General features: G+C 60.1%; 22 protein-coding genes. 8 read left to right on the top strand and 14 right to left on the bottom strand.

What is annotated here, in order from left to right:
* Positions 1-157: 157 nt before the first annotated feature.
* The 8 genes from mraY to J7399_RS13830 all read right to left on the bottom strand — a co-directional run bounded on the left by mraY (position 158) and on the right by J7399_RS13830 (position 9,971).
* Positions 158-1,240 (bottom strand): phospho-N-acetylmuramoyl-pentapeptide-transferase, encoded by a 1,083-nt coding sequence (gene mraY / locus J7399_RS13865; protein ID WP_209086958.1) that lies wholly within the window; start codon positions 1,238-1,240, stop codon positions 158-160.
* Entirely contained in the window at positions 1,240-2,682 is a 1,443-nt protein-coding gene (murF, locus tag J7399_RS13860) for a UDP-N-acetylmuramoyl-tripeptide--D-alanyl-D-alanine ligase (RefSeq protein WP_209086957.1), read from the bottom strand. Before murF ends, mraY begins: the two co-directional genes overlap by 1 nt.
* Positions 2,679-4,160 (bottom strand): UDP-N-acetylmuramoyl-L-alanyl-D-glutamate--2,6-diaminopimelate ligase, encoded by a 1,482-nt coding sequence (locus J7399_RS13855; protein ID WP_209086955.1) that lies wholly within the window; start codon positions 4,158-4,160, stop codon positions 2,679-2,681. The genes murF and J7399_RS13855 overlap by 4 nt, the downstream gene beginning before the upstream one ends.
* A 22-nt stretch (positions 4,161-4,182) precedes the next feature.
* A complete protein-coding gene (locus tag J7399_RS13850; RefSeq protein WP_209063712.1) occupies positions 4,183-5,967 on the bottom strand; it encodes a penicillin-binding protein 2 in 1,785 nt (594 codons plus the stop codon).
* The gene (locus J7399_RS13845) at positions 5,964-6,311 is read right to left on the bottom strand and encodes a cell division protein FtsL (RefSeq protein ID WP_209063715.1); all 348 of its coding nucleotides are present in this window, start codon (positions 6,309-6,311) and stop codon (positions 5,964-5,966) included. The genes J7399_RS13850 and J7399_RS13845 overlap by 4 nt, the downstream gene beginning before the upstream one ends.
* The gene (gene rsmH, locus J7399_RS13840; protein ID WP_209086953.1) at positions 6,312-7,304 is read right to left on the bottom strand and encodes a 16S rRNA (cytosine(1402)-N(4))-methyltransferase RsmH; all 993 of its coding nucleotides are present in this window, start codon (positions 7,302-7,304) and stop codon (positions 6,312-6,314) included. It lies immediately after the preceding gene.
* Between the two features lie 2 nt (positions 7,305-7,306).
* A complete protein-coding gene (gene mraZ / locus J7399_RS13835) occupies positions 7,307-7,798 on the bottom strand; it encodes a division/cell wall cluster transcriptional repressor MraZ (RefSeq protein ID WP_247742913.1) in 492 nt (163 codons plus the stop codon).
* Positions 7,799-8,744: 946 nt separating this feature from the next.
* The gene (locus J7399_RS13830; RefSeq protein ID WP_209086951.1) at positions 8,745-9,971 is read right to left on the bottom strand and encodes a PIN-like domain-containing protein; all 1,227 of its coding nucleotides are present in this window, start codon (positions 9,969-9,971) and stop codon (positions 8,745-8,747) included.
* A 262-nt stretch (positions 9,972-10,233) separates the two neighbouring features.
* Between J7399_RS13830 and J7399_RS13825 the strand changes: the two genes are divergently transcribed.
* From J7399_RS13825 to J7399_RS13810, 4 genes are all read left to right on the top strand, one after another.
* Entirely contained in the window at positions 10,234-10,722 is a 489-nt protein-coding gene (locus J7399_RS13825) for an NUDIX hydrolase (protein ID WP_247742900.1), read from the top strand.
* A gap of 87 nt (positions 10,723-10,809) precedes the next feature.
* Positions 10,810-11,280: a DUF1178 family protein gene (locus J7399_RS13820; protein ID WP_209086949.1), complete on the top strand. Its 471-nt coding sequence runs from the start codon at positions 10,810-10,812 to the stop codon at positions 11,278-11,280.
* A 20-nt stretch (positions 11,281-11,300) separates the two neighbouring features.
* Positions 11,301-11,945 carry an SDR family NAD(P)-dependent oxidoreductase gene (locus J7399_RS13815; protein ID WP_209086947.1) on the top strand — a complete coding sequence of 215 codons (645 nt, stop codon included), beginning with the start codon at positions 11,301-11,303 and terminating at the stop codon, positions 11,943-11,945.
* 205 nt (positions 11,946-12,150) lie between these two features.
* Complete coding sequence (locus J7399_RS13810; protein ID WP_209063725.1) at positions 12,151-13,386, top strand: aspartate kinase; 1,236 nt, start codon at positions 12,151-12,153, stop codon at positions 13,384-13,386.
* Positions 13,387-13,438: 52 nt separating this feature from the next.
* On the opposite strand, the gene J7399_RS13805 is transcribed toward J7399_RS13810, so the two are convergent.
* On the bottom strand, positions 13,439-15,280 hold the full coding sequence (locus J7399_RS13805) for a hypothetical protein (protein WP_209086945.1): 1,842 nt from the start codon (positions 15,278-15,280) through the stop codon (positions 13,439-13,441).
* Between the two features lie 249 nt (positions 15,281-15,529).
* Between J7399_RS13805 and ptsP the strand changes: the two genes are divergently transcribed.
* Positions 15,530-17,773, top strand: a complete 2,244-nt coding sequence (gene ptsP, locus J7399_RS13800) for a phosphoenolpyruvate--protein phosphotransferase (protein ID WP_209063727.1) — start codon at positions 15,530-15,532, stop codon at positions 17,771-17,773.
* Between the two features lie 80 nt (positions 17,774-17,853).
* Here the strand turns inward: ptsP and J7399_RS13795 are convergent, their stop codons facing one another.
* The 3 genes from J7399_RS13795 to J7399_RS13785 form a co-directional block, all read right to left on the bottom strand.
* Entirely contained in the window at positions 17,854-18,621 is a 768-nt protein-coding gene (locus tag J7399_RS13795; protein ID WP_209086943.1) for an EcsC family protein, read from the bottom strand.
* Between the two features lie 65 nt (positions 18,622-18,686).
* Positions 18,687-19,844, bottom strand: a complete 1,158-nt coding sequence (locus tag J7399_RS13790; protein ID WP_209086941.1) for an amidohydrolase — start codon at positions 19,842-19,844, stop codon at positions 18,687-18,689.
* 44 nt (positions 19,845-19,888) lie between these two features.
* Entirely contained in the window at positions 19,889-20,377 is a 489-nt protein-coding gene (locus J7399_RS13785) for an N-acetyltransferase (protein ID WP_209079385.1), read from the bottom strand.
* A gap of 93 nt (positions 20,378-20,470) precedes the next feature.
* On the opposite strand from J7399_RS13785, the gene J7399_RS13780 reads away from it, so the two are divergent.
* The gene (locus tag J7399_RS13780; RefSeq protein ID WP_209086939.1) at positions 20,471-21,079 is read left to right on the top strand and encodes a flavin reductase family protein; all 609 of its coding nucleotides are present in this window, start codon (positions 20,471-20,473) and stop codon (positions 21,077-21,079) included.
* 21 nt (positions 21,080-21,100) lie between these two features.
* Entirely contained in the window at positions 21,101-21,733 is a 633-nt protein-coding gene (locus J7399_RS13775) for a CatB-related O-acetyltransferase (protein ID WP_209086937.1), read from the top strand.
* A gap of 93 nt (positions 21,734-21,826) precedes the next feature.
* Here the strand turns inward: J7399_RS13775 and J7399_RS13770 are convergent, their stop codons facing one another.
* Positions 21,827-22,738, bottom strand: coding sequence for an AEC family transporter (locus tag J7399_RS13770; RefSeq protein ID WP_209086935.1), 912 nt, complete (start codon positions 22,736-22,738; stop codon positions 21,827-21,829).
* 125 nt (positions 22,739-22,863) lie between these two features.
* On the opposite strand from J7399_RS13770, the gene J7399_RS13765 reads away from it, so the two are divergent.
* On the top strand, positions 22,864-23,244 hold the full coding sequence (locus J7399_RS13765; RefSeq protein ID WP_209063739.1) for a DUF805 domain-containing protein: 381 nt from the start codon (positions 22,864-22,866) through the stop codon (positions 23,242-23,244).
* 81 nt (positions 23,245-23,325) lie between these two features.
* Here the strand turns inward: J7399_RS13765 and J7399_RS13760 are convergent, their stop codons facing one another.
* On the bottom strand, positions 23,326-24,999 hold the full coding sequence (locus tag J7399_RS13760; RefSeq protein WP_209086933.1) for a SulP family inorganic anion transporter: 1,674 nt from the start codon (positions 24,997-24,999) through the stop codon (positions 23,326-23,328).
* Between the last annotated feature and the right edge of the window lie 3 nt (positions 25,000-25,002).

Here is a 25,002-nt window from a genome sequence, read left to right as displayed (position 1 = left end):
GACACCCCCAAAAAGTTCCGCGCCAACAGTGCCTCGACCGCGAGGGAGGCACAAGCCGCAGACGTCGGATGCCTCCGGCGGGGATATTTGGAGAATGAGAAGCAAAAAGGCGCGCCAAAATCGGCACGCCTCTCATTGTCTCACCTGTAGGGGTCGCTTAGCGCAGCTTCAGCGTCGCAAGACCAATCATCGCGAGGATCACAGCCACGATCCAGAAGCGGATCACGATCTGCGGTTCCGACCAGCCCTTCTTCTCATAGTGATGGTGGATCGGCGCCATCAGGAACACCCGCTTGCCGGTGCGCTTGAAGTAGAGCACCTGAATGATCACGCTGAGCGCCTCAACCACAAAGAGGCCGCCGATGATGCCGAGCACCAGCTCGTGTTTGGTGGACACGGCAATCGCCCCAAGTGCGCCGCCAAGCGCCAGCGAGCCGGTGTCGCCCATAAAGACCGCTGCGGGCGGGGCATTGTACCACAGAAAGCCAAGACCGCCGCCAATCAGACCCGCCACAAAGATCAGGATTTCACCGGTGCCGGGCACATAATGCACATCCAGATACTCGGTGAAGTCAACGCGGCCCACCGCATAGGCAATGACACCCAGCGCGCCTGCGGCAATCATCACCGGCATGATGGCCAGCCCGTCCAGACCATCGGTCAGGTTCACCGCATTGGCCGCGCCCACAACCACGAACATGGCGAAAGGCACATAGGCCCAGCTGAGGTTGATCAGCACCTCTTTGAAGACCGGAACAGCAAGCTGGAACTGCAGCGTATCGGGCTGCAAGAATGTCGCCCAAACCCCTGCAATCCCTGCAATAACAAAGCCCAGCAACAGGCGCACGCGACCCGACACACCTTTGGTGTTCTGCTTGGACACTTTGGCATAGTCATCGGCAAACCCGATGAGGCCATAGGCCAGCGTGACAAACAGCACGAGCCAGACAAAGCCATTGTCCCAGCGCGCCCAAAGCAGGGTGGAGGTGACCAAAGCGCCCACAATCAGCAGGCCTCCCATGGTCGGGGTGCCCGCTTTGGCGAAATGCCCTTCGGGGCCATCGTCACGGATCGGCTGGCCTTTGCCCTGTTTGCGGCGCAGCACATTGATCAGCGGGCGGCCAAACAGAAAGCCAAAGATCAGCGCCGTCATGAAGGCACCACCCGCGCGGAAGGTGATGTAGCGGAACAGGTTGAAGAAATCACCGCCATCCGACAGCGCGGTCAGCCAATAGAACATTACAGGTCCTCGTTTTTGGATTGCGGGGCGGGATGACCCAGTTTGCGGATGGCGTCAACCACCTTCGCCAGTGCCATCGACAGGCTGCCCTTGGCCATGACCACATCACCGGCATCAACCAGCCGACGCACTTCTGCCGCCAGCTCTGCGCTGGTCTGAGCCCAAAGCCCGCGTTTCTCATCGGGCAGCGCGGCGTGCAGGTGCTGCATCAGCGGACCAACGCAATGCACGATGTCGATCTCCGCCATCGCCGGGTGTTTGGCAAGGTCCGCGTGCATCGCCACCTCATCCGCACCCAGTTCCTTCATGTCCCCGACAAAGGCGATCCGACGGCCTTTGCCGATACGGCCAATACCGTTTTGGGGCCCTGCCGCGGCGAGAACCTCAAGCGCAGCGCCAAGGCTGGTTGGATTGGCATTATAGGCCTCATCTATCAGCTCCAGAGTGCGGTCGGTTTCCACCGGATCGAGCACCAGGGTCTCCCGCGCCCCGCGCCCCACAAACGGGGTCCAGCGGCCAAGATCGGCCACAGCCAGCGCCAAATCTGCGCCCATCGCGTCGACCGAGGCCAAAGCGCCAAGCGCATTCATCGCAAAATGGCGCCCGGCGCTTTGCACCTTAAAGAGCAACGGTTCATCGCCCTGCATGGCCCGCGCCACGGTCACATTGCCTTGCAGCGTGATCTCGCCCAGCTGCCAATCTGTTGCGCTCTCACCAAACTCCTGCTTGGCAACCCCCAGAGCTGCTGCATGGGCGCGCAGCACATCTGCCGTGTCGATATCCGCGTTCACGATGGCCACGCCACCCGGCTCCAGCCCGTCAAAAACCGCCGCTTTCTCCTGCGCGATGCCCGCGACATTCTCAAAAGCTTCCAGATGCACAGCGGCGACGGTTGTGACCAGCGCCACATGCGGCCGTGCCATTTTGGCGAGCGGCGAGATTTCGCCAGGATGGTTCATCCCGATTTCAATCACAGCAAATTCGGTGTCTTCAGGCATCCGTGCCAAGGTGAGCGGCACGCCCCAATGGTTGTTGTAGCTCGCCACAGAGGCATGGGTGCGCCCCTGCCCCGCAAGCATGGCGCGCAGCATTTCTTTGGTCGAGGTCTTGCCAACGGAGCCAGTCACCGCCACAACCCGCGCCTCCGTGCGCGCACGGGCAGCGCGGCCCAAAGCCTCCAGACCTTCCAGCACATCATCGACAATCAACAGGGGCGCATCTTCCGTGAGGCCTTCTGGAATGCGGCTCACCAATGCGGCGGCGGCGCCTTTTTCCAAAGCCTGCGCCACAAATTCATGGCCATCCCGCGCCGCGGTGAGGGCCACAAACAGATCGCCCTCTTCAAGGGTGCGCGTGTCAATTGAGACACCGTTACAGGTCCAGTCGCGCGTGCTGCGCCCACCGGTTGCCTCTGCGGCGGCGACAGAGCTCCAAAGCGTCATGCCAGACCTCCATCCAAAGCGGCCACGGCCACGCTTGCCTGCTCACAATCATCAAACGGCAGGATATCCTCGCCGATTTCCTGCCCGGTCTCATGCCCTTTGCCCGCAATCAACAGCGCATCGCCCGGCCCCAAAGCATCCACCGCGCGCAGAATGGCCTCGGCCCGGTCACCCACTTCGGTGGCTTCGGGCGCGCCCTCCATCACGGCCGCACGGATCACCGCAGGATCCTCGCTGCGTGGATTGTCATCGGTGACAAACACCACATCGGCGTATTCTGCGGCGGCCTGCCCCATCAGCGGGCGTTTGGTTTTGTCGCGGTCCCCGCCTGCGCCAACCACAATGATGAGCCGCCCCATCAAATGGGGGCGCAGAGCCTTGAGCGCTGTCGCCACGCTGTCAGGCGTGTGGGAATAGTCGACATAAACCGCCGCCCCATTGGCCCGCGTTGCCGCCAGTTGCATCCGCCCGCGTACGCCTTTCAGCTCATGCAGCACCTCAAACACCCGCTCCGGCTCCGCTCCGCAGGCCACAGCCAGACCAGCCGCCAAGAGCACATTCTCCGCCTGAAACCCGCCAAGCAGATTGAGCCGCGTCTGATAGCTTTTGCCCCGGAAGGTAAAGCGCACATCCTGCCCGGTCGCATCCAGCCGCTGGGCTGTGAGCGCGAGATCCGCGTCGCCTTTGCCAACGGTCAGAACGCCCTGCCCCCGTCCGCCCGCGATCAGCGCCATCTCCATGCCGCGTGGGTCATCCACATTGATCACCGCCGTGCCATCTTCCGGCAATACGCGCGCAAAAAGCCCGGCCTTGGCGTTGAAATACTCATCAAAGGTCTCGTGGTAGTCGAGGTGATCCTGCGTGAAATTGGTGAACCCCGCCGCCTTCAGCTGCACCCCGTCCAGGCGGCATTGCGCCAGCCCGTGCGAAGAGGCCTCCATTGCGGCAAAGCCAATGCCCGCCTCCGCCGCAGCCGCCAAGGTGCGGTGCAAGGTGATCGGCTCGGGCGTTGTGTGATGCAGCGGGGCGGTGAAATCGCCCTCCACACCGGTGGTGCCAAGGTTCACCGCCTCAAGCCCCATCTCCTGCCAGATCATCCGCAGGAAGGTCGCCACAGAGGTTTTGCCATTGGTGCCGGTGACGGCCGCCATAATGCCGGGCTGCGCGCCAAAAAACAGCGCTGCCGTATAGGCCAGCGCCTGACGCGGGTCTTCTGCAATCACCACAGCGGCATCACTTGCCGCCAACTCCTGCTCCGCAATCTTTGCGCCCGCCGCGTCTGTCAAGATCGCAGACGCGCCCATGCGCAGAGCAAATTGAATGAATGTGCCCCCATGCACCCGCGTGCCGGGCATCGCTGCGAACAGAAAGCCCTCTTTCACGTCGCGGCTGTCCACCGCTAAGCCGGTGATCGCCGGATTTGCCCCGCCAATGGCCGTCAGGCCCAATTCAGAAAGATGTTTTGCGCCCACTGCCATCCGTGCCCCGCCTTTGCTCGGCTTAGTTTGATGTCAGCGTTATATCAGCCAACTCCGTGGGTTCAACTTCGGGACGCAGCCCCAAAAGAGGTGCGACGCGCGCGATCATTTCAGCCGCCACCGGCACTGCGGTCCAGCCTGCTGTGCGGCGTGGCTCATCGCCTGTGGTTTCCACCGGCTCATCCAGCGACAGGATCAGCACATATTTCGGATCATGGGTCGGGAACATCGCCGCAAAGGTGGCGATCACCTTGTCCTCATAATATCCGCGCCCGTTTTCTTTCGGCTTGTCAGCCGTGCCGGTCTTGCCGCCCACCGCATAGCCGGGCACCTCGCCAAAGGAGGCGGTGCCCTCGCTCACCACTTTGCGCAACATGGTGCGCGCGGCTTCGGCACTTTCCGCGCTCATCACGCGCGGGCCGGTTTCGACATCATCCTGTTTCAGCAGGGTTGGCGTGACTTTGGTGCCGCCATTGGCGATCGCCGCATAGCCAGCCGCCAGATGCAGCGGGCTGGCAGACATGCCGTGGCCGTAAGAAATTGTCATGGTCGACAGCTCAGACCAGTTGCGCGGAAGCAGTGGCTGCGCGCCACGCGCCTCGACCACCTCAACCGGTGTCGGCTCAAAGAAGCCAAGGTTGCGCAGGAAATCCTGCTGACGCGCCGCCCCGATCAGCTGCGCAATCCGCGCGGTGCCGATGTTGGAGGATTTCACGATCACCTTGGTCAGCGTCAACTGCGCGCCGTAGTTGCGGAAATCCCGAATGCGGAATTTGCCCCAGCGCAGCGGCCCTTTGGTGTCAATCAACGTCTCAGGCGCGGCAATTCCCAGCTCGATGGATTGCGCGGCGGTGAAAATCTTGAAGGTCGAGCCAAGCTCATAAAGCCCCTGCACCGCACGGTTAAACAGCGGGCTGTCCGCCGCCTGCCCCTGCACCGGCGGGCGCGGGCGATTGTTGGGGTCAAAATCCGGCAGGCTGACCATGGAGATCACTTCACCGGTTTTCACATCCATCAGCACAGAGCTCGCGCCCTTGGCATTCATCAGCTTCATGCCACCCCAAAGCACGCGCTCGGCTGCGGCCTGCACGGTGAGGTCAATGGACAGGGTCAGGGATTTGTCGCCATTGGCCGGATCACGCAGCGCATCGTCAAAATACTTTTCAACACCCGCGACACCGATCAGCTCGGCGTCATGCACATCTTCCTTGCCAAAGCTCGCCCCGCCAAGGATATGCGCCGCCAAACGCCCGTTTGGATAAAGACGCATCTCGCGGCGGCCAAACAGCAGCCCCGGCTCGCCAATATCATGCACAGCCTGTTGTTGCTCAGGGCTGATCTTCTTCTTGATCCAGAGGAATTTTCTCTTTCCTGTGAAATCCTTAATCAGACGTTCTTCATCCAGATCCGGAAAGATCGCGACCAGCTCTTTTGCGGCGCGTTCCTTGTCGATCATGTGATGTGGCTGCGCATAAAGCGCGTGGGTCTCAAGGTTGGTTGCCAGAATGCGCCCATGCCGGTCGACAATATCAGCGCGCTCCGCCTGAATGCGGCTCCCGGCATAGCTTGTGCGCGGCTCGGTGGCTTCAGACATGCTGACCACGCCCATCCGCGCACCCACAGTGATAAACGCTCCGGTGAACAGAACCGCCATGATCAGCAGGCGCCCTTCAGCACGGGCACGCCCTTTGCTGCGCATTTCCTCATGGCGCGCGCGCAGGTTGGCGCGCTCAATGCTGTCCGGGTTCTCCCCCACATCCCGCGCCCGCAGGATCGACGCAAGCGGTCTCAGAGGTGTGCGTGTCATGGTGTGACCTCCTCAGCGGAGACCTCAACTGCATTCTCAATGTCAAACAGCACGCCGCTGGCCGGATAGGCCACCTGCTCCACGCGCCCAAACTGGTTGGGGCGCAGCGGCAAAAGCTGCAGATCGTTATAGTTGATCTCGGCCAGATCGCGCAGACGGTCGGGACGGTTGAGATAGGCCCACTCCGCCTTCAGCACCGACAGACGCGCCCGCGCCTCGCCAATCTCACGCTGCAAACGTTCGGTCTCACCGATCATCGCCTGCGTGCGATAGTTCTCCTGATAGGCCCACACGGACAGCGCAATCACCATACCAGCCGCCAAAACAAACAACACCGTCCGCATTTACTTCCGCCCTCCAAGGGTTGGCATTCCAATCGCCTTGCCCGCAATCTCACCCGCCGGCGCATCGGTGCGCCGCGCCACCCGCAGTTTCGCAGAGCGCGCACGCGGGTTGTCTTCAAGCTCTTCCGGATCAGGTCCAACCGCCTTGCGGGTGATCAGCTCAAACGCAGGCTTTTCCTGTTCTGTCTCAGGGGCATAGCGGTTGACGTTGCCGGTTTTGCCCGCGCGCGACTGCAAGAACCGCTTCACCATCCGGTCTTCCACCGAATGGAAGGTCACAACCGCAAGAAGCCCGCCGGGCTTCAGCGCGCGCTCTGCCGCCATCAGCCCACGAAACAGCTCGCCATATTCATCATTCACCGCGATCCGCAGCGCTTGAAAGCTGCGCGTCGCCGGATGGCTCTGACCCGGTTTCGGGCGCGGCAAGCAGCTCTCGACAATCTCCGCCAGACGCAATGTGGTGGTGATCGGCGCAGCCGACCGCTCCCGCACAATCGCCCTGGCAATCCGACGGCTCGCCCGCTCTTCTCCGTACTGATAGATGATATCCGCCAGCTCGGCCTCACCGGCCTCGTTCACCAGATCCGCAGCCGAAGGCCCGTCCTGGCTCATCCGCATGTCCAGCGGGCCATCCTTCATGAAGGAAAAGCCGCGCTCCGCCAGATCCAGCTGCATCGAGCTGACTCCAAGGTCGAGCACCACGCCATCCAGATCCTCGGCATACTCATCCATCTTGGAAAACACACCGGCCACCAGCTCGATCTGATCGCCATAGCCTCCCACCCACGGGGCCGCCATCTCAAAGGCCAGCGGATCACGGTCCACGCCGTAAACCTTGCTGGCCCCGGCCTCAATCAGCCCACAGGTATAGCCACCCGCGCCAAATGTGCCATCAAGCCAACGCCCAGAAACAGGTGCCACCGCGCGAAGCAAAGGCGCAAGCAGAACAGGAATGTGAGGGCGTTTGGTGGCGGGATCTTCAGGGCTCGCCATCCTTAGAACCCCTCGTCGCCATCAAGGTAAATCGAAGGATCGGCATCCGGATCAAAGTCGTCATCCGCCTCAAGCGCCTCCGCCTGGGTGGCTTCATAGGTCTCCGGGTTCCAGATCTCAAAGGTGTCGCCTTTACCGGCAAACACCGCCATGTCCGCAAGACCGATCTTGTCACGCTGCTCTTTGGGCAGCACGATCCGCCCGGTATCATCCACCGAGGCGTCAATCGACAGGGTCAGATAGAGATTGGAGAGCGCAAGGCGCTTCTTGCTGCCACGGGGCATTTTCATGATGCGGGCCACCACATCGTTCATCGCCTCAACCGTGAAACATTCCAGATAGTCGCGGGTCTTGCCGCCGTATACGATCACGAGGTTGGGGTTTGCGCCACTTTTCCAGTCTGGGTCGCCTGCTTCAAGCACACGGCGGAACTTGGCCGGAATCGACATCCGTCCCTTTGTATCCACCTTGTTACGGCTCTCGCCGCGAAACATAAGCGCCACTGCCTATGGCCCCTTTCAACCTCTGCCTGCCCCACCACCCGGAATGGGTCCGGTGGAAGCGAAACGGCGGATTGATCTGCTGCCACTGATCAATCCGCCGCCCTCGTCCCGCTTGTGCGGGTGTCCAGTTGCGCGTGCCACCTGGGGGGATGTTCTGCTCGCCCACGCACCGGATCTCTTTTTTTCGATGAAAGCGGGCGCCTGTATGAAACCTGACTTGGGATTTGAGGTCTTAGCGCCTCGTTTGTTCCCGTCCTCATCGTGGATTTAGGGATGCCATGGGAATTTATGGAAGGCAACATAAATTTTGCCCCACAGAGTCTATATACACGATTTTCGCACCTCTGAAATCGCGCCCAATTGGTGCCAATCGATTCGATTTACACCACATATCCACAGGCATTTACTTTTGAGCACCAAATAGTGTGTGATTTATCCACAGAAATCGACTTCCCAAGAAATCCCAAAAAAATTTCCACCTAGCGCTCAAAACGCCTCAAAATGCACCGCATCACCCCCACAAATCGCCGTCACACCCACGTGATTCGCAGTGAGTTCCCATGAAAATCGCCATCCATCCCATTCATTCCCACATTTCACCGGCCACGCGCCCCATGAATTCCCAAACGCGACCCAAACCACACCCTCTGTAGCGTGCGGAAAAAGTTTACAGTGATTTATGGAAATAATTGCAGCAAAACGATTTTTCGGATTTGCGCGCAGCACAGCCACCAGCACCTTTCGGACAGCTGTTGAGCTAATTTGGGTTTAGGGGGTTAAAACTCCGAGCGTCGCCGCCTCATTTAACGGGCTTATTAAAGGCTACATGTTAAAACGACAGTTGTTGCGCGCAAAACAACTGGGGCAGCTCGCTCCTGCGAAACTGCCCCAGCACTCAAAGGCGACAGATAGATAATGCCTCTATCCAAATTAGTAGTTATTGTTCTTCGTCAGACTCTTCCGGAGGCTCTGTTGTCTCGCCGTCTGAACTCGAAGTATGCTCCTCTCCAAATAGAATAGAGGTAGCGTGTTTGCCGAGCAATCGGGCTACTTCTTCTTGGGTGAACTTCCTATCTTGTCGGGGGAGAGACCTCAGTTCCTCAAGTGGCTTTGAAAGAATGAGATCCTGCCAGAGCGCCCTTCTCTTTTCCTCTTCCTCAAAGGGTGATCCGTCTGTGCGAGCTGACCCCAAGGGTGGCACTGCTAAAGATACACTACCATCTGGATTAGCGACGTAGAACTCCTTGAACTTCCGCTTCAAACGAAAAGCTCGCCGGGCTTCATTCAAAGAGACCGCCGCAGCTTCCTGCCGCGCCTGATCTGAAATCGCCCTATGCTCAAAGTCGGCAAAAAGAGACAGAAACTCATCCAGTTCCAACATCAACACACTGTGCCCTGTGTCATCCTTGAACTCTGATAACAGCTCAGGTCTGGGGCCGACAATGCGAGCCTGTTCACCCTTCCCGTACAACTGCCACCAATCTTCTTTTTTGTCTGAAGTCACAAAGACCAAATGCTTGGCTCGCGCGCTCGACAAGTCCATGGCTTGCCGCCATACAAAGTAGTCGCCAACCTTAAGGTCATCAGATTTTGTCTCATCAGCGTATCCAGGCGGGACGCGTTCTTTGACCCTCCGCAGAGCTTCTTTGCGGTGTTTTTCTAAGTCCGCATCATCGAATTCCGGCCCAACGCGAACCCCAAACTGCTCAGACAGCTTTGGCAAAATGGGATCATTTGCGGCAAGGTCTTCAAGAGCTGAGCGCTCTTCTTTGACCTCTGCTCGAACCTTTTCAATAACCGCCTTAAGCTCGTCGAAGGTGTCCTGAGAAACATAAGGGTGACGTCTCTTGCCAAGTGGCCGCAGCAGCTTTTGCCCGATATGTTTGCTCGACAAGTACTCAACAACGGGATCATAGGCGTTTACTTCATCCCGGATCGCTCCGAGGCGACCTGCGTAGACCTCTTTAGCAACTTGAGCAGTTAGCCACGCACGATCACCTAACACTTCCAAAATTTCAAAAACTTCAGCACGTGTGGTTTCGGAGAACCGATAAAGATCAAGAAGGACACTCGTATCGAAGGTAAATATTGCGTCCCGCCAGATCTCTCTTTTTACTTGTGCGGTCAGCGGGTGGTTTGCCCAAAAACGCTCTTTCAAATTCATTCCCCTATTCTTTTGTGCGATTTCACAAACAGGAGATTGATACAGCAAATGACAGCTGTCGCAACGGTTGTAGCGCGGTCGTTGGCGAGTGCGAAGACGCCTAGCAGCTCAAATGCCGACCTATTCAGGACTTCCCATGATCGCGCTCACCCTCCACGAGAAATCGCGGGCTGCGACGACTATGCGCTTGCCCCCTCCCCAATCTGCGCTACCTTCCTCACAAACGCTCTCATGCGCGTGTCGTGAACCAAGGAGTTGGCTGATGGGCCTCCTCGCCCCCTCGGCCCTTGAGGCCATGATCCAGAAAGCCCGCAAAACCGGGAAAAACCTGCAATTTGCCGCGCTGCCCTACCGCATCCGCAAGGGCAAACCGCAGATCCTGATGGTCACCTCCCGCGGCACCCAGCAATGGATCATCCCCAAGGGCTGGCCCATGGATGGGATGAAGCCCCACAAAGCCGCAGCACAGGAAGCCTGGGAAGAGGCCGGCATCACCGGCGCGATCGGCAAACACAGCATCGGCCAGTTCCGCTACCGCAAAACCCGTGGCCCGCTGCGCGGCCAGAAAATCCGCGTGATGGTGTTTGCTCTGGAGGTCGACAAACTCGCCAAACACTACCCCGAAGCAGGCCAGCGTCGCCGCAAATGGATGCGCCCGAAAAAGGCCGCCAAACACATCCGCATTCCGGAACTGGCAGAGATCCTGCGCAACTTTGACACCAAACAGCTCAAGAAACGCGCAAGGTCATAGAGCCGAACAGCCGCGCCACGCTTGATCCCCCCCAACACGCACCATATGTTCGCGCCACCCAAGAGCTGACCAAGACACGCCACCGCGATGATCAACTACACCTTAAAATGCGCCAACGACCACCGATTTGACAGCTGGTTTCAATCCGCAGAAGCCTTCGACAAGCTTCAGGTCAGCGGCATGGTCGCCTGCGCCCTCTGTGGCAACACGGATGTCACCAAGGCGATGATGGCGCCCCGCGTGCGTCCGGCGCGCAAAGCGGCCAGCGTCCCGGCACCACAGGAACAACCAGCCGAGGCGCCCAAGCCCAACCCCGGCGCCCTCTCCGCTCCGGCCTCCCCGGCAGAGCAGGCCCTGCGCGAGCTGCGCCAACATGTTGAGGCCAACTCCGACTATGTCGGCAAGAATTTTGCCTCCGAGGCCCGCGCCATGCATGAAGGCAGCGCCCCGGAGCGCGCCATTTATGGCGAAGCCAAGCCCGAAGAGGCCAAGGCCCTGATCGAAGAAGGCGTGCCGGTCGCGCCCCTGCCCTTTGCCATCGGCCGCAAAACCAACTGACACTCAGAGAGGACATTCCCATGCACATCGTGATCACCGGCGCCAACCGAGGCATTGGCGCAACGCTTTCTGATCACTATCGCAAGGCAGGTCACAAGGTCACCGGCACCAGCCGCGCCGGAGGAGACTTCCTGCCTCTGGATGTGCGCGACGCAAGCAGCCAGGCCGCCATGGCCGCAGCGCTGGATGCCCAGCCCATCGATCTCCTGATCTGCAATGCCGGCGTCTATCTGGACAAGGGCCAAAACCTCGCAGACGGCTACCCGGCAGACATGTGGGCGGACAGCTTTGCCACCAATGTCACCGGCGTTTTCTTGAATGTGCAGAACCTGCTGCCCAACCTGCAGCTCTCTGAAGCGCCAAAAATCGCGATCATCTCCTCGCAGATGGCCTCTCACACCCGTGCGCCGGGGGGCTCCTATATTTACCGCGCCTCCAAAGCCGCCGCCCTGAACCTTGGGCGCAATCTGGCGACCGATCTCGCCCACATCGGCATTGCCGTTGGTATCTACCATCCCGGCTGGGTGCAAACCGATATGGGTGGCACCCAGGCCGACATCACCTTGGAGGAAAGCACCTCCGGCCTGATCAACCGGTTTGACGCCCTGTCTCTTGAGACCACCGGCTGCTTTGAAACCTGGGACGGCCGCGCCCACGCCTTCTGAGCGCGCCTGTCTTCTCATTCACAAACTTCTCATTCCCCAAATATCCCGGGGTGAATGGAGCAGCCCGCTGCGCCAGAGGGGCTGGCCCCTCATGCCGCTCCTACCGCCTCTCTTTCCCACCTCAAGGGCCGATAAAGTCAATCAAGCTTGCCTCTCGCCCCCCAACCGCGTAAACCCCCTCCGACTTACGATTTAAGGACGCGCCATGCCCGTACTTGTGATGAAATTCGGCGGCACCTCTGTTGCCAACCTTGACCGCATCCGCCGCGCCGCCAAACGCGTCGGCGTGGAAGTGGCCAAAGGCTATGACGTCATCGTCATCGTCTCTGCCATGTCCGGGGAAACCAACAAGCTTGTCGGCTATGTCGACGAAACCTCCCCGCTTTATGACGCACGCGAATATGACGCCGTGGTCAGCTCCGGTGAGAATGTCACCGCAGGCCTGATGGCGCTGACCCTGCAGGAAATGGACGTACCGGCGCGCAGCTGGCAGGGCTGGCAAGTGCCGCTCAAAACCACCTCCGCCCACAGCCAGGCGCGCATCGAGGAAATCCCGACCGACAACATCAACGCCAAATTTGGCGAAGGCATGCGTGTTGCCGTTGTGGCAGGCTTTCAGGGCATCTCCGAGGAAGGCCGCATCACCACCCTGGGCCGTGGCGGCTCTGACACCACAGCCGTGGCTTTTGCCGCCGCCTTTGAGGCGGAGCGCTGTGACATCTACACCGATGTGGATGGCGTCTACACCACCGACCCGCGCATCTGCCAAAAGGCGCGCAAACTCGACAAGATCGCCTTTGAAGAAATGCTCGAGCTGGCCAGCCTCGGCGCCAAGGTCCTTCAGACCCGCTCCGTGGAACTGGCCATGCGCAACCAAGTCCGGCTGAGGGTTCTCAGCTCTTTTGAAGAACAATCCGATGAAGCAGGCACGCTGGTCTGCGATGAGGAGGAAATTATGGAATCCAACGTCGTCTCCGGTGTCGCCTATTCGCGCGACGAAGCCAAAATGACCCTGCTGTCCGTGGCCGACCGCCCCGGCATCGCATCCATCATCTTTGGCTGCCTGTCTGACGCGGGCGTGAATGTGGACATGATCGTGCAGAACATCTCTGAAGATGGCCGCACCGACATGACCTACTCCCTGCCCACCGATCAGGTGAAACGCGCCGAAGCCGCGCTGGACGCCCTGAAATCCTCCGGCGGCCTGAACTTTGCCGAGCTGGTCATCGACGAGGAGGTCGCCAAGGTCTCTGTGGTTGGCATCGGCATGCGCAGCCAGTCCGGCGTGGCCGCCAAGGCCTTCAAAGTGCTGTCTGACGAAGGCATCAACATCAAAGTGATCACCACATCCGAGATCAAAATCTCCGTGCTGATCGAGCGCAAATACATGGAACTGGCCGTGCAAGCCCTGCACGACGCTTTTGAGCTTGAGAAAGCCTAAGGCCACGCCATCCACCCAAAATCAAAAGCCCGCCATCTGGCGGGCTTTTTTGTTAAAACTGTTCGAGTTCCCATTCCAGGAGTTCTTTCACATGCCGTTTGAGCGCGTCACGCCGCCCAATATAGTTTCCCACCAGATCGCGCGCCTCGGTCGGATCAGCCCCCTCGCAAGACAGGGCATCGCTGTCGTCATACGACACAATATCCCCCTGCACTGAATAACACGCCCGCCAGTTGTAGTTGGCCGTTTTAGCGTCGAAGGGGGCGCTAAACCGAAGCGTCTCCTCTCCCCATGTAGGAAGCTCAATGCGCTTCTCGTGCTTATGGATTTTCCCTGAGTGAGACACCTGATCAACCGCCATAGCAAAGCTCACATCCGCAGGGCATTCATTGAATACCTCGACTTCGAACACCCGCACAGAGATCCACTCCTCATTCACCCACTTGATACAGTCATCTGCACTCCGAAAATCGAAATCCCAACCGGTGACTTCATTCAATTCAGTGAACGCATATACACGGTCATCCATCAGGCGATCAAACGCCTCCCGCCAGGCGCGCATCGTTTCCGCATCCTCGCCACTCTCGCCGTGATGGTCTTGCTCAAACCGGGTGACCATTTCGGATTCGATCGTATCCGCAATCGCATTCAAGAACCCAATGACGTTTGTGTTGTCCTCAGAGCCACGCCAGGCCGCAAAATCGTTTTCGTAGCTTATGGCCTGCGCATCCGAAATCACAAACAGCAACTTCTGCAACATCTCCAGCGCACGGGTAGACCAAAAGGCTTCCCCCTCTTCCCACCCAAGCTCGGCAGCCGTCATGGCCGCCTGAACCCCGCTTGCAAAGTCAGGTTCTGAGAGAAAGCCCATAATATCTTTCGGCACATCTAACCGAGCGGACGATAAAGCAGGTATGGTCAGAAAAACGCTGCGTCTTCCGTGAGAGTCCGCAAGGCGTTGCCCCCGCGCGATACTGCGCTCATAGGCCGCCACGGCCGCATCCGCATCGCGGATGTCCAACGTTAAATCGCCATAAAGTGCGCCTTGCTCAAAGGCCGCTTCTGTGGCGCTGCCAAAGGACTCCGCCTTGGCAAAGTACTGCAACGCCTTCCCATAATCCTCCGTCGGATTGTCGACATGGTAAGGCACTTCCGCGTCGCTATAGTATGGCTCTGCCCCGCTATGAAACTGACCCAATTCAAACGCGGCATATTCTTGGCTAAGCGCAACGCCGCGTTCCAGAATCGCCAGCCCCTCGTTCAAAAAGCTCTGCTCCGCGCCTCCAGTATATGTGTGCAGATACAGCCGCCCAGCCCAGACAATGGCCGCCGGAAAATCCGCATCCGCCGCTTTTTGGAGCACCGACCATTCCTCATTTGACAACCCCCGCTCCTCGCGATCCAGCAAAGCGTAATACGCCATGAAATGCTTAAAATAGGCAGAGGGTTGCTCCGTGAGCCCAGCCATCGAGCACGACGAGAGCGCCTTTCGAAGATCGGCATCAGACAGATCAAACACCGGAAGATAAGCATCTTTGCGCAGATAACTCTCAACATCCCCAACCAGCGCATCACAGTTGCGCATTGCCTCTTCCAGCATGGCTGCCGACTGACTTGGCTCCGCACGCGATGCTGCCTCATCCGTCGCACTCTCATCCGCCGCCGCTTTCGGCTCCGCAGGCGCGCCGCCAAGCTGTGAGATCATGATCTTTGCCAAGCCGGCAAATGCGCCTTCTGGATAGTTTTCCAGATAAAGCTGCAGCATTTCGGCATTTTCGGATGTTTTGACTGTATCCCAAAACGCAAGCTCAGTAGGATCTGCGGTTTGTGCGGCCAAGGTCAGAGAGCTCAAAGTTAGCGCTGTCGCTGCCAACAGCGATTTCACAATAGTCATCGTCAGAAAGTACTTCGTTGGTTTTAACTGCCTCAATTTAAACGCGAGACAGTTTCAGTCAACAATCTCTTAGATGTGGAGAAAATCGCGCAACCTCCTGCCACGGATGGTGGCGTAAATTGACCAAAATCCATGCGTAGCCGGTAAGCTTCACTGCCTAGCACCGGTAAGGTGCAGATAAAGCGTTTTGATTTCCGCGCGGTTGTGGTCTATTCGCAAGGTGAGCGACAACCAAGGACCACACCGTTTATGGCGCAAGACACCCAGACGGAAAGCCGCAAACTGCTGGGGCGGCTCAGAGACGCTTTGGCCGAAGACAGTGCCGGTCAGGAACGCCTCGACAAGATCACCAGCCTGATCGCCAGTTCGATGGGCACTGAGGTGTGCTCGATCTATCTGTTTCGCGATGATGAAACGCTTGAGCTCTGCGCCACCGAAGGCCTGAACCCCGAAGCGGTACACCAGACCCGCATGCGCGTGGGCGAAGGGCTTGTGGGCCGCGTGGCCCGCGCCTCCTCCGTGGTCAACACCGACGACGCACCCAACGCCAAAGGCTTCCGCTATATGCCGGAAACCGGCGAAGAGATTTTTTCGAGCTTCTGCGGCGTGCCGGTGCAACGACTGGGCGACAATCTTGGCGTTCTGGTGGTGCAATCCAAGGAAAAACGCACCTTCTCGCTGGACGAAGTCTACGCGCTGGAAGTTGTCGCCATGGTGCTTGCTGAAATGACCGAGCTTGGCGCCTTCATCGGCGAAGGCGCGGCCATGAGCGCCCTGCACCAGCAATCAGAGATGTTTCGCGGCACCTCCGGTCAGGAGGGGGCTTCTGAGGGCCATGTCTGGCTGCATGAGCCGCGCGTGGTGGTCACCAACCCTGTGGCAGACGATCCCGAGGTCGAACTGAAGCGTTTGAATGATGCGGTCGAAGAGCTGCGCGTCGGCGTGGACAAGATGCTTGATACGGCGGCGCGCGGCGACAAAGAACAGCTCGACGTGCTCGAAGCCTACCGCATGTTTGCCAATTCCAAAGGCTGGATGCGCCGCATGGAGCAGGACATCTCCCGCGGCCTCTCTGCCGAGGCGGCTGTGGAGATGGAGCAATCCGCCGCACGGTCCCGCATGGAACAAGTGACCGATGCCTACCTGCGCGAGCGCCTGCATGATCTCGATGATCTCTCAAATCGCCTGCTGCGCATCCTGACCGGTCAGGGCAGCGAAACCGGCGCGGAAATGCCTTCCGACCCGATCCTGATTGCCCGCAACATCGGCCCCGGCGAGCTGCTGGAATATGGCCGCAAGCTTAAGGGCATCGTGCTCGAAGAAGGCTCTGTTGGCAGCCACGCCGCCATTGTGGCCCGCGCGCTGGCGATCCCTTTGGTGATCCACGCCGACAAAATCACGACCGAAGCGCTCAATGGCGACCACATTATGGTGGACGGCGATCAGGGCATTGTGCACCTGCGCCCGGATGACACCGTGGTCACCGCCTTCCGCGACAAGATCGCCATGGCGACCCAGGCCCAGGAACGCTACGCCTCAATCCGCGACAAGGATGCAGAAAGCCGAGACGGCCAACTGGTGCATCTGCACATGAACGCAGGCCTTATGGCAGACCTGCCCTCCCTGCCCACCTCCGGGGCGGAAGGGGTCGGCCTGTTCCGCACCGAGCTGCAGTTCCTGATCCGCAACCAGATGCCCAAACGCACCGAACTGGCGCAGCTTTATGGCCGCGTGATGGATGCGGCAGAGGGCAAGCGCGTGGTGTTCCGCACGCTGGACATCGGTTCTGACAAGGTGCTGCCCTATATGGCACCTCAGGATGAGCCCAACCCGGCCCTTGGCTGGCGCGCCGTGCGTGTTGCGCTGGATAAGCCCGGCGTCATGCGCATGCAGCTTCAGGCGCTTTTGCGCGGGGCCAATGGCCGCCCGCTGACCATCATGTTCCCCTTCATCGCCCAATATGAGGAATACACCGCAGCCCGTGCTGAGGTGGACAAGGCGATGGAGCGCGAGCGTATTCTTGGACACCCTCTGCCGGAAACGCTGGAAGTGGGCGCGATGCTGGAAACCCCAAGCCTCGGCTTTGCCCCCAAGAAGTTCTATGAGGAGGTCGATTTCCTCTCCATCGGCGGCAACGATCTGAAGCAGTTCTTCTTCGCGGCAGACCGGGAAAACGAACGGGTCCGCCGCCGCTATGACACGCTGAATGTCAGCTTCCTGACCTTCCTCGAGGGCATCGTGAACCGCTGTATCGACACCGGCACGCCGCTCAGCTTCTGTGGCGAAGACGCAGGCCGCCCGATCGAGGCCGTCTGCTTGGCCGCCATGGGGCTGCGCCACCTCTCCATGCGCCCGGCCTCCATCGGTCCGGTCAAAAGCCTGCTGCGCCGCGTGGACCTCAGCGAGGTGCGCCGCGTGATCCATCAGGCGCGTGAACAAGGTGATCAATCCGTCCGCCCCGCCGTGATGGAGTATCTGCGCAACGGAAATTAAGGGCTAGGCTCGGAACAACGGCGTGCCTTGCACGCCGCCAAGCATCGCCCGATCGACCCCACGGGAGGGCGCTACGAGACTTACTCTGTCCCCAACCTCTTCCGCATCCCCGCCACCAGCACGTCCGGTGCAACATCGGCCTCCACAGCCAGCTTGCGCAGGCCAAAATGCACATGGGCGATGTCTTGGTAATAGCTGGTGTAAGCGTAGTTCGTCGCCGCACCGGCAGCGGCCCCAATCACCGGCACCGCCTGCGCTGCAAGCTTCTGCCCCAGCACGGGCGCCAGACGGGGAACAATCACCGATGTCACCCATTTGGCGCCGCCCACCGCCAGCCCCGCGCGCTGCTCCAGCATCGCCAGATCCGCGCCGCGGTCTTCCTCAAACGGCCCATTGGCCGCCAGCACACGCACGCAATCAAAGCGCACGCTTTCCTTTGACGGGTCAAACCCATGCTGTACTGCGACCCCTTGGATGGCACGCAGCAGCACCGTCACCGTGATCGGCAACTCTGCCAATGACGAGGTCACACCGCCTGCGCCCCCCGCCGCGCCCAGCGCCGCAGTGATCGAGGCATTGATCCAATCCGGCTGATCCTTGATCACCCCACGGCTGCCATCGGCCCATTTCACAGCCTGCGTCAGCGCATATTCTGTGGCGCCGCCAAGCCCGGTCTGCACCTCTTGCGGCAGCGATTTTAGCAAGCCGCCCACAGGGATGCCGAGCACACCCAGCACCTTCATCCCCAGCCCGCTTGCGCCCTGATACCGCTTGGCCAGCGCATCCAACTCGCGTTCCAGATCAATCTCGCGCAGCGGCGCGTCCGGCAAAATCTCTACTTTGGTCATGAAGAATAGGTAGGCATCCCGCCCAAGGCTTCAACCTATGCCCTATGCTGTAGGCCCGCTTAAGCTCACGCCTCCAGCAGCTGTGTGATCAGGTTCAGAAACAGATGTGTCCCATGCGGGATCAAAGCATCGGGAAAGTCAAAATCAGGATTGTGAAGCTGCGGCTGATCCACTCCGGAGCCCAGAAAAATCATCGCCGTGGTCGCGCCATCCAGTCCGAAGCAGCCAAAATCCTCAGAAAACCGCATCGGCTCCGGCAACATCTCCACCGCCAGCCCCGTCGCCTGCGCGGCCTGCTGTGTCAGCTGAACCGCCTCATCAGCGTTGACCGTCGCGGCAAAGACATCGTGCCAGGTGATCTCGGCCTCAAGCCCGTGGCGCGCGGCGGCCTCCGTCACCGCTGTTTCCGCCTCTTCGATCAGCCCCTGCATGGTGGCATCACTCACGCAGCGCAGCGTGCAGCGGATTTCCCCATCCCCCGGTGCAATGCCAAAGGTCGGCTCCCCGAGGCTGCAATGGGTCAGCGTGCAAAGGCGAAAGGCCTCATCCAGTGCGCCCCCACGGCTCAGCGCGGGCAAGGCGGTCATCAGCTCCGCCATAGCCCCTGCGGGGGACACCCCATCCTCCGGCATGGCCGCATGAGAACTTTTGCCCGCCAGCCTGATTTGCATCCCCCGTGAGGCGCAACAGGCCGTGCCCGCACAAAGTCCAACCGTGCCTAGCGCCAAGCCCGGCAGGTTGTGAATGGCAAAGACATAGTCCGGCTTCAGCGCAGACCAACGCGGATCATCCACCACCGCAGGTGCGCCCCTGCCGGTTTCCTCAGCAGGTTGAAACAGCAATATCACGCGGCCGCGCGCCGGGCGGCGGGCCAGCGCAAGCGCGCAGCCCATCACCATTGTCATATGCCCGTCATGCCCGCACACATGGCTTTTGCCATCAATCTGCGAACGGTAAGGCAAATCAGACACCTCATGAATCGGCAGGCCATCCAGCTCACAGCGGATCATCACCGTGGGCCCCGCCGCTTTGCCCTCAAAGGCTGCGGCCACCCCATGCCCACCAAGGCCGGTCCAAATCTGATCAGCCCCCGCTTGGCGCAACGCCTCCGCAATATGCGCGGCGGTCTGTGCCTCTTCGCCGGAGATTTCAGGCGTCTCATGCAGCGCGTGGCGCAGCGCGGTCAGATCCGTGATCTGCTTGGTGGTCAGCTCATATGACATGGGTTTGCCCCCTATTTTGGCCCCAACAGCGCGTTTCCGGAGCCTCAGCCAGCCACGCTTTCAACATCCCCTGCGATGTCCTCCCAAGCGCCGTCCACCAGCGCCCGCCCCAGCACCCGCTCAGGGTTGGTCGGCGGCGGCATAACAACATCTGCAAGCTTCTCAAAGCCAAAGCGGCGGTAGTAAGGCGCATCGCCCACCAGCATCACCCGCTCCCAGCCCAAGGGTGCTGCGCGGCTCAGGCTGTCTTCGATCAGCAAACCGCCCAATCCTTCGCCCTGATGGGTCGGGTGCACGGCCACCGGCCCCAAGAGCAAGGCCTTCACGTCGCCGATCTTCACCGGCCAATACCGGATTGCGCCTGCCAGAATGCCATCCACATCCCGCGCCACCAGCGACAGCCCGGCCACAGGATCCACCCCATCGCGCAAACGGTAAGAACTCAGCGCCTCACGCCCCGGCGCAAAGCAGAGGTCATACAGCGCCTCTACCTCCCACCAATCCTCACCTGTCTCCACTGCCAGCGTGAACACCGCCCGCTCCCTGCCCGATTGTGACGTCTTTTTACGGTTCCCTCGCCCCTAACATGGCGCTACGACTTCCTGCAAACCAATAAGGGAAACCTCATGTTCTATCAGCCAAAGGACGGCCACGGCCTCCCGCACAACCCGTTCAAAGCGATCATCACCCCGCGCCCGATTGCATGGGTGTCGACGCAGGATGCAAACGGCGTGCGCAACCTCGCGCCTTATTCGTTTTTCAACGGCCTCGCGGACAACCCGCCGCAGGTGATGTTTGCCTCCACCGGGGCGAAACCCGATCAGGCCGAGGGCAAAGACAGCCTCTCCAACATCCGCGCCACCGAGGTGTTCTGTGTGAACATTGTTGCCTCTGACATGCGCGATGCGATGAACATCTCCACCGATGGCTTTGACAAAGACGTGGACGAGTTTGAGAAAGCCGGTCTTGAGGCCGCAGAATGCGACACCATCGCCTGCCCCCGCCTCATCGGTGCACCGGCCTCGCTGGAATGCCGCATGACCCAGATCGTGCCGCTCTTGGGGGAAAACAACTTCATGGTTCTGGGCGAAGTCACCGGCGTGCATCTGCGCGACGACTGCCTTGTGGACGGCATCTTTGACGTGACCACCTTCCGCCCCCTCGCCCGCCTTGGCTACAAAGACTACTCGGTGGTCGACAACACATTCACGCTGGCCCGCCCCGGCCAAAGCTGACCCCAACACACGGAGAGCCCCATGCCCCTGCCCGATCCAACCCAGCCGCACCCCATCGTGCTCCCGGATGGATCACGCCACGCAGGCACAGTGCTGCTCTCCGCCGTGATTGACCAGCCAAACTTCTCGGTCGGAGACTTCACCTATGCCTCCGACTTTGCACCGCCAGAGGATTGGGCCACCCATCTGGCCCCTTACCTCTTCCCTTTCTCGCAGGAAAAGCTGCAGATCGGCAAATTCTGCCAAATCGCCCATGGGGTGCGCTTCATCACCTCCTCAGCCAATCACGCCATGGATGGGCTGAGCTGTTATCCCTTCCCGATTTTCGGCAAAACCGTGCCCGAAGGCTATCAGCCCGATAAGCGCGACACGATTGTGGGCCATGACGTCTGGCTCGGCTACGGTGCAATGGTGCTGCCCGGCGCGCAGATCGGGCATGGCGCGATCATCGGCGCAGGCGCGGTGGTGCGCGGCACAGTCCCGCCCTATGGGATCGTAACAGGCAATCCCGGCGCCATTGTGCGCAAGCGCTTTGACGAAGCCATCATTGCCCGCCTTCTGGAGGTCGCCTGGTGGGATTGGCCACAGGAGCGGATCGAAGCCGCCATCCCCGCGATCATGGCTGGAGATGTTGAGGCGCTAGAACGTCTCTGAGGTCTTGCTCGGCACCGCCGAGCCGCGCAAGACCCTCCCCACGGGAGGGCGCTTTCAGCCCCCACCCAGGGTCAGGCGCGTCTCTGTTTGCGGCTAAAACACCACCTCCACCAAGGTGATCCAAAGCGTCAGGCTCACCGCACCCAGCAGCGTTGTCTGCGCCACCAAAGTGGCCGCCAGCTCCCGATCCGCGCCAAAGCCCGTCGCCAGAACATGCGCCGCACTTGCGGTGGGCAGGGCTGCCCAGATCACCATGGCCGCGGCCACGCCACTCTCAAGCCCCAAGCCCGAAGCGACCGCCAGCGCGCTTGCAGGCATCACAACCAGCTTGGCGGCGCATATCGCTCCGCTGAACCGGTCCAACCGCGCCAGCGCCCCCCAATTCATCGTCGCGCCCACTGAAATCAACGCAATCGGTATGGCTGCCGCCGCCAGCAACTCCAATGGTGCCAGCACCGGCCCCGGAATGCGCAAGCCAGACAAGCCCACGATCACACCGCTCAGCGACGCCAGCAGAAACGGGTTCAGCGCCACCTTGCGCAACGTCCCCCAGAGCCCAAGGCTGCCGCCCCGGCTCAGCACAATCACCGCCAGCGCATTGGCCATCGGCACCCCCATGCCCACCACCACAGCCATTTCGCCCACACCCGCCGTGTTGGTGGTGGCCACCGCGATAAACGCCAATGCCGTATTGGTCCGCCAGGAGGTCTGCCACCCGGCCGCAAAATCCCGAAAGGCCTCCGGCCCAAACGGGCGCGCCAGATAGCCCACGCCCAGCGCAACCGCAAGCAGCCCCCAGACGATGGGCGCAATCGCCGCCACCTGCGCGAGCTCCAAAGGGCGCTGGCTGGCCGCCACAAACAAGAGCGCCGGAAAGAGGATTTCGAAGTTGAGCCTGTCCAGCCCCTGCCAGGCATTCACCGAGAGACGCCCGCGCACCACACCGCCCAAAACCACCAGAAGAAACGACGGCAAAAGCCCAATCAGAATAGCAAAAAACGGCATCATGCCTCCCAAGCCCTACCCGAGTTGTGTAGCGGATTTTAGAGCGTTTTACTTACGGGAATTTGCACTAGCACAGGTATTAAAAAAATATTAATGACCAAAACATTCAACTATTAGGAGCAAAAATGTCCAAGCCCGTCTTTCAAGATATCTTTTCCTTTTCCGGTCGCCGCAACCGCAAAAGCTACTTCCTTTTCGTTCTGACCATGGTGATCATCTCCATGGTTCTGAGTGCCGTTATTGCCGCTTTGGCCACGGCAACTGCAGGCCTTGGCCTCATCCTTCTGGTGCTGATCCTGCCGCTCTTCGTGGCAAGCTGGGCCGTTGGCAGCCAGCGCTGCCGTGACTTTGGCTGGACCGGCTGGGCCATCCTGATCACCATCATTCCGGGCATCGGCATTCTGTTTGCCCTCGCGCTTCTGTTTGTCCCCGGTACCCAGGGCGACAACCGCTACGGCCCGGACCCACTCGGCGGTTCTGCCGGTGGCGATCTTCAGGCCGCATAATCTAAAGCCTCTCCAAACAACAAAGGGCTGGCCCATCGGCCAGCCCTTCTTCTTTTCCACACTGTTTCCGCTCAGTAGCGGTCAGTGTCCGCCGCTCAGAACGCCCGTGCGCACCGAGTAATCCACGGCGATCTCATATTCCGGGTCATCATCGCTATCCACCATCAGGTGACCTGCCTTGCTCAGCAGCTCATGACAATCCCGGCTCAGGTGACGCAGTACCAGCTGCTTGCCCGCCTCTTCATACTTTGCTGCCACGGCTTCGATCGCCTGCAGCGCAGATTGGTCCACCACACGGGAGCGGGCAAAATCCACGATCACATGCGCCGGATCGCTCTCGATCTCAAACAGCTCGGCAAAGCCATCTGCAGAGCCAAAGAACAGCGGCCCTTCGATCTCATAGACCTTCGCACCCGGATCAGACTCGCTCTCGCGGGTGTGGGCATGGATGCGGCGCGCGTTCTGCCAGCTGTAGGCCAGCGCGCTCACAATCACCCCGACAACCACCGCCACAGCGAGGTCTTCCAGCACGGTCACAACCGTCACCAGCACGATCACAAAGGCATCCATACGCGGCACGCGGCGCATGATTTTGAAGCTGTTCCAGGCAAAAGTGCCGATCACCACCATGAACATCACGCCCACCAGCGCCGCCAGTGGAATACGTTCGATCAGCGGGCTTGCCACCACGATGAAGGCCAGCAGAAACAGCGCCGCCGCAATGCCGGCGATCCGTGTGCGGCCACCGGATTTCACGTTGATCATCGACTGACCAATCATCGCACAACCGCCCATGCCACCAAAGAAGCCGGTCACCACATTGGCTGTCCCCTGCGCGATACACTCCTGGCTCGCGCCACCGCGCTTGCCGGTCATTTCGCCCACAAGGTTCAAGGTCAGCAGGCTCTCGATCAGACCGATGGCAGCAAGGATCACCGCGTAAGGCAGAATGATATAAAGCGTTTCAAGGTTGAACGGTGCCAGCATCGCAGGTGGGTAAATGCCTTCGCCTTCGCCAAACGGGATGTGGAAGCTCGGCAGACCACCGGAGATAGAGGCCATATCGCCAACGGTTGGCACGTCAATGCCAAGACCAATCACCAGGATCGCCGTGATGCCAATGCCCGCCAGCGGTGCTGGAACAATTTTGGTCAGCTTGGGCAGCCCCCAGATGATCACCATGGTCAGCGCCACCAACCCGAGCATCATGAACAACTGCGGCCCGGCCAACCACTCGCCACCACCGGCGCCATGGCCTGTGTTCACAATGGTATCCGGATCTTTGAACTGCGTCAGCTGCGCGAGGAAAATCACAATCGCCAGACCGTTCACAAAGCCCAACATCACCGGATGCGGCACAAGGCGGATGAACTTGCCCCAATGCATCACCCCGGCAAAGACCTGCAAAATCCCCATCAGGATCACCGTCGCAAAGAGGTATTCCACACCATGTTCGGCCACCAGGGCGACCATCACCACAGCCAGCGCGCCAGTTGCACCGGAGATCATGCCCGGACGACCACCGATCAGTGCGGTGATCAGGCCCACAAGGAAGGCCGCATAAAGGCCGACCAGCGGGTGCACCCCTGCAACAAAGGCAAAGGCCACCGCTTCAGGCACCAGCGCCAGCGCAACCGTCAGGCCCGAAAGCACCTCGGTCTTGATCCGGCCGGGGGTGAACCCCTCATCTTGCATGATGGAAAGGTTGGGAGGAGAAATATTCTTGGCCAGCATGGCCAACGCCGCGCGTCTCATATG

The sequence above is a fragment of the Shimia sp. R9_1 genome, assembly GCF_017743775.1.
In the GTDB taxonomy this organism is placed as follows: domain Bacteria; phylum Pseudomonadota; class Alphaproteobacteria; order Rhodobacterales; family Rhodobacteraceae; genus Shimia.
Note: the sequence above shows the minus strand (reverse complement) of the source record. Positions and strands in the feature narration are given on the sequence as shown.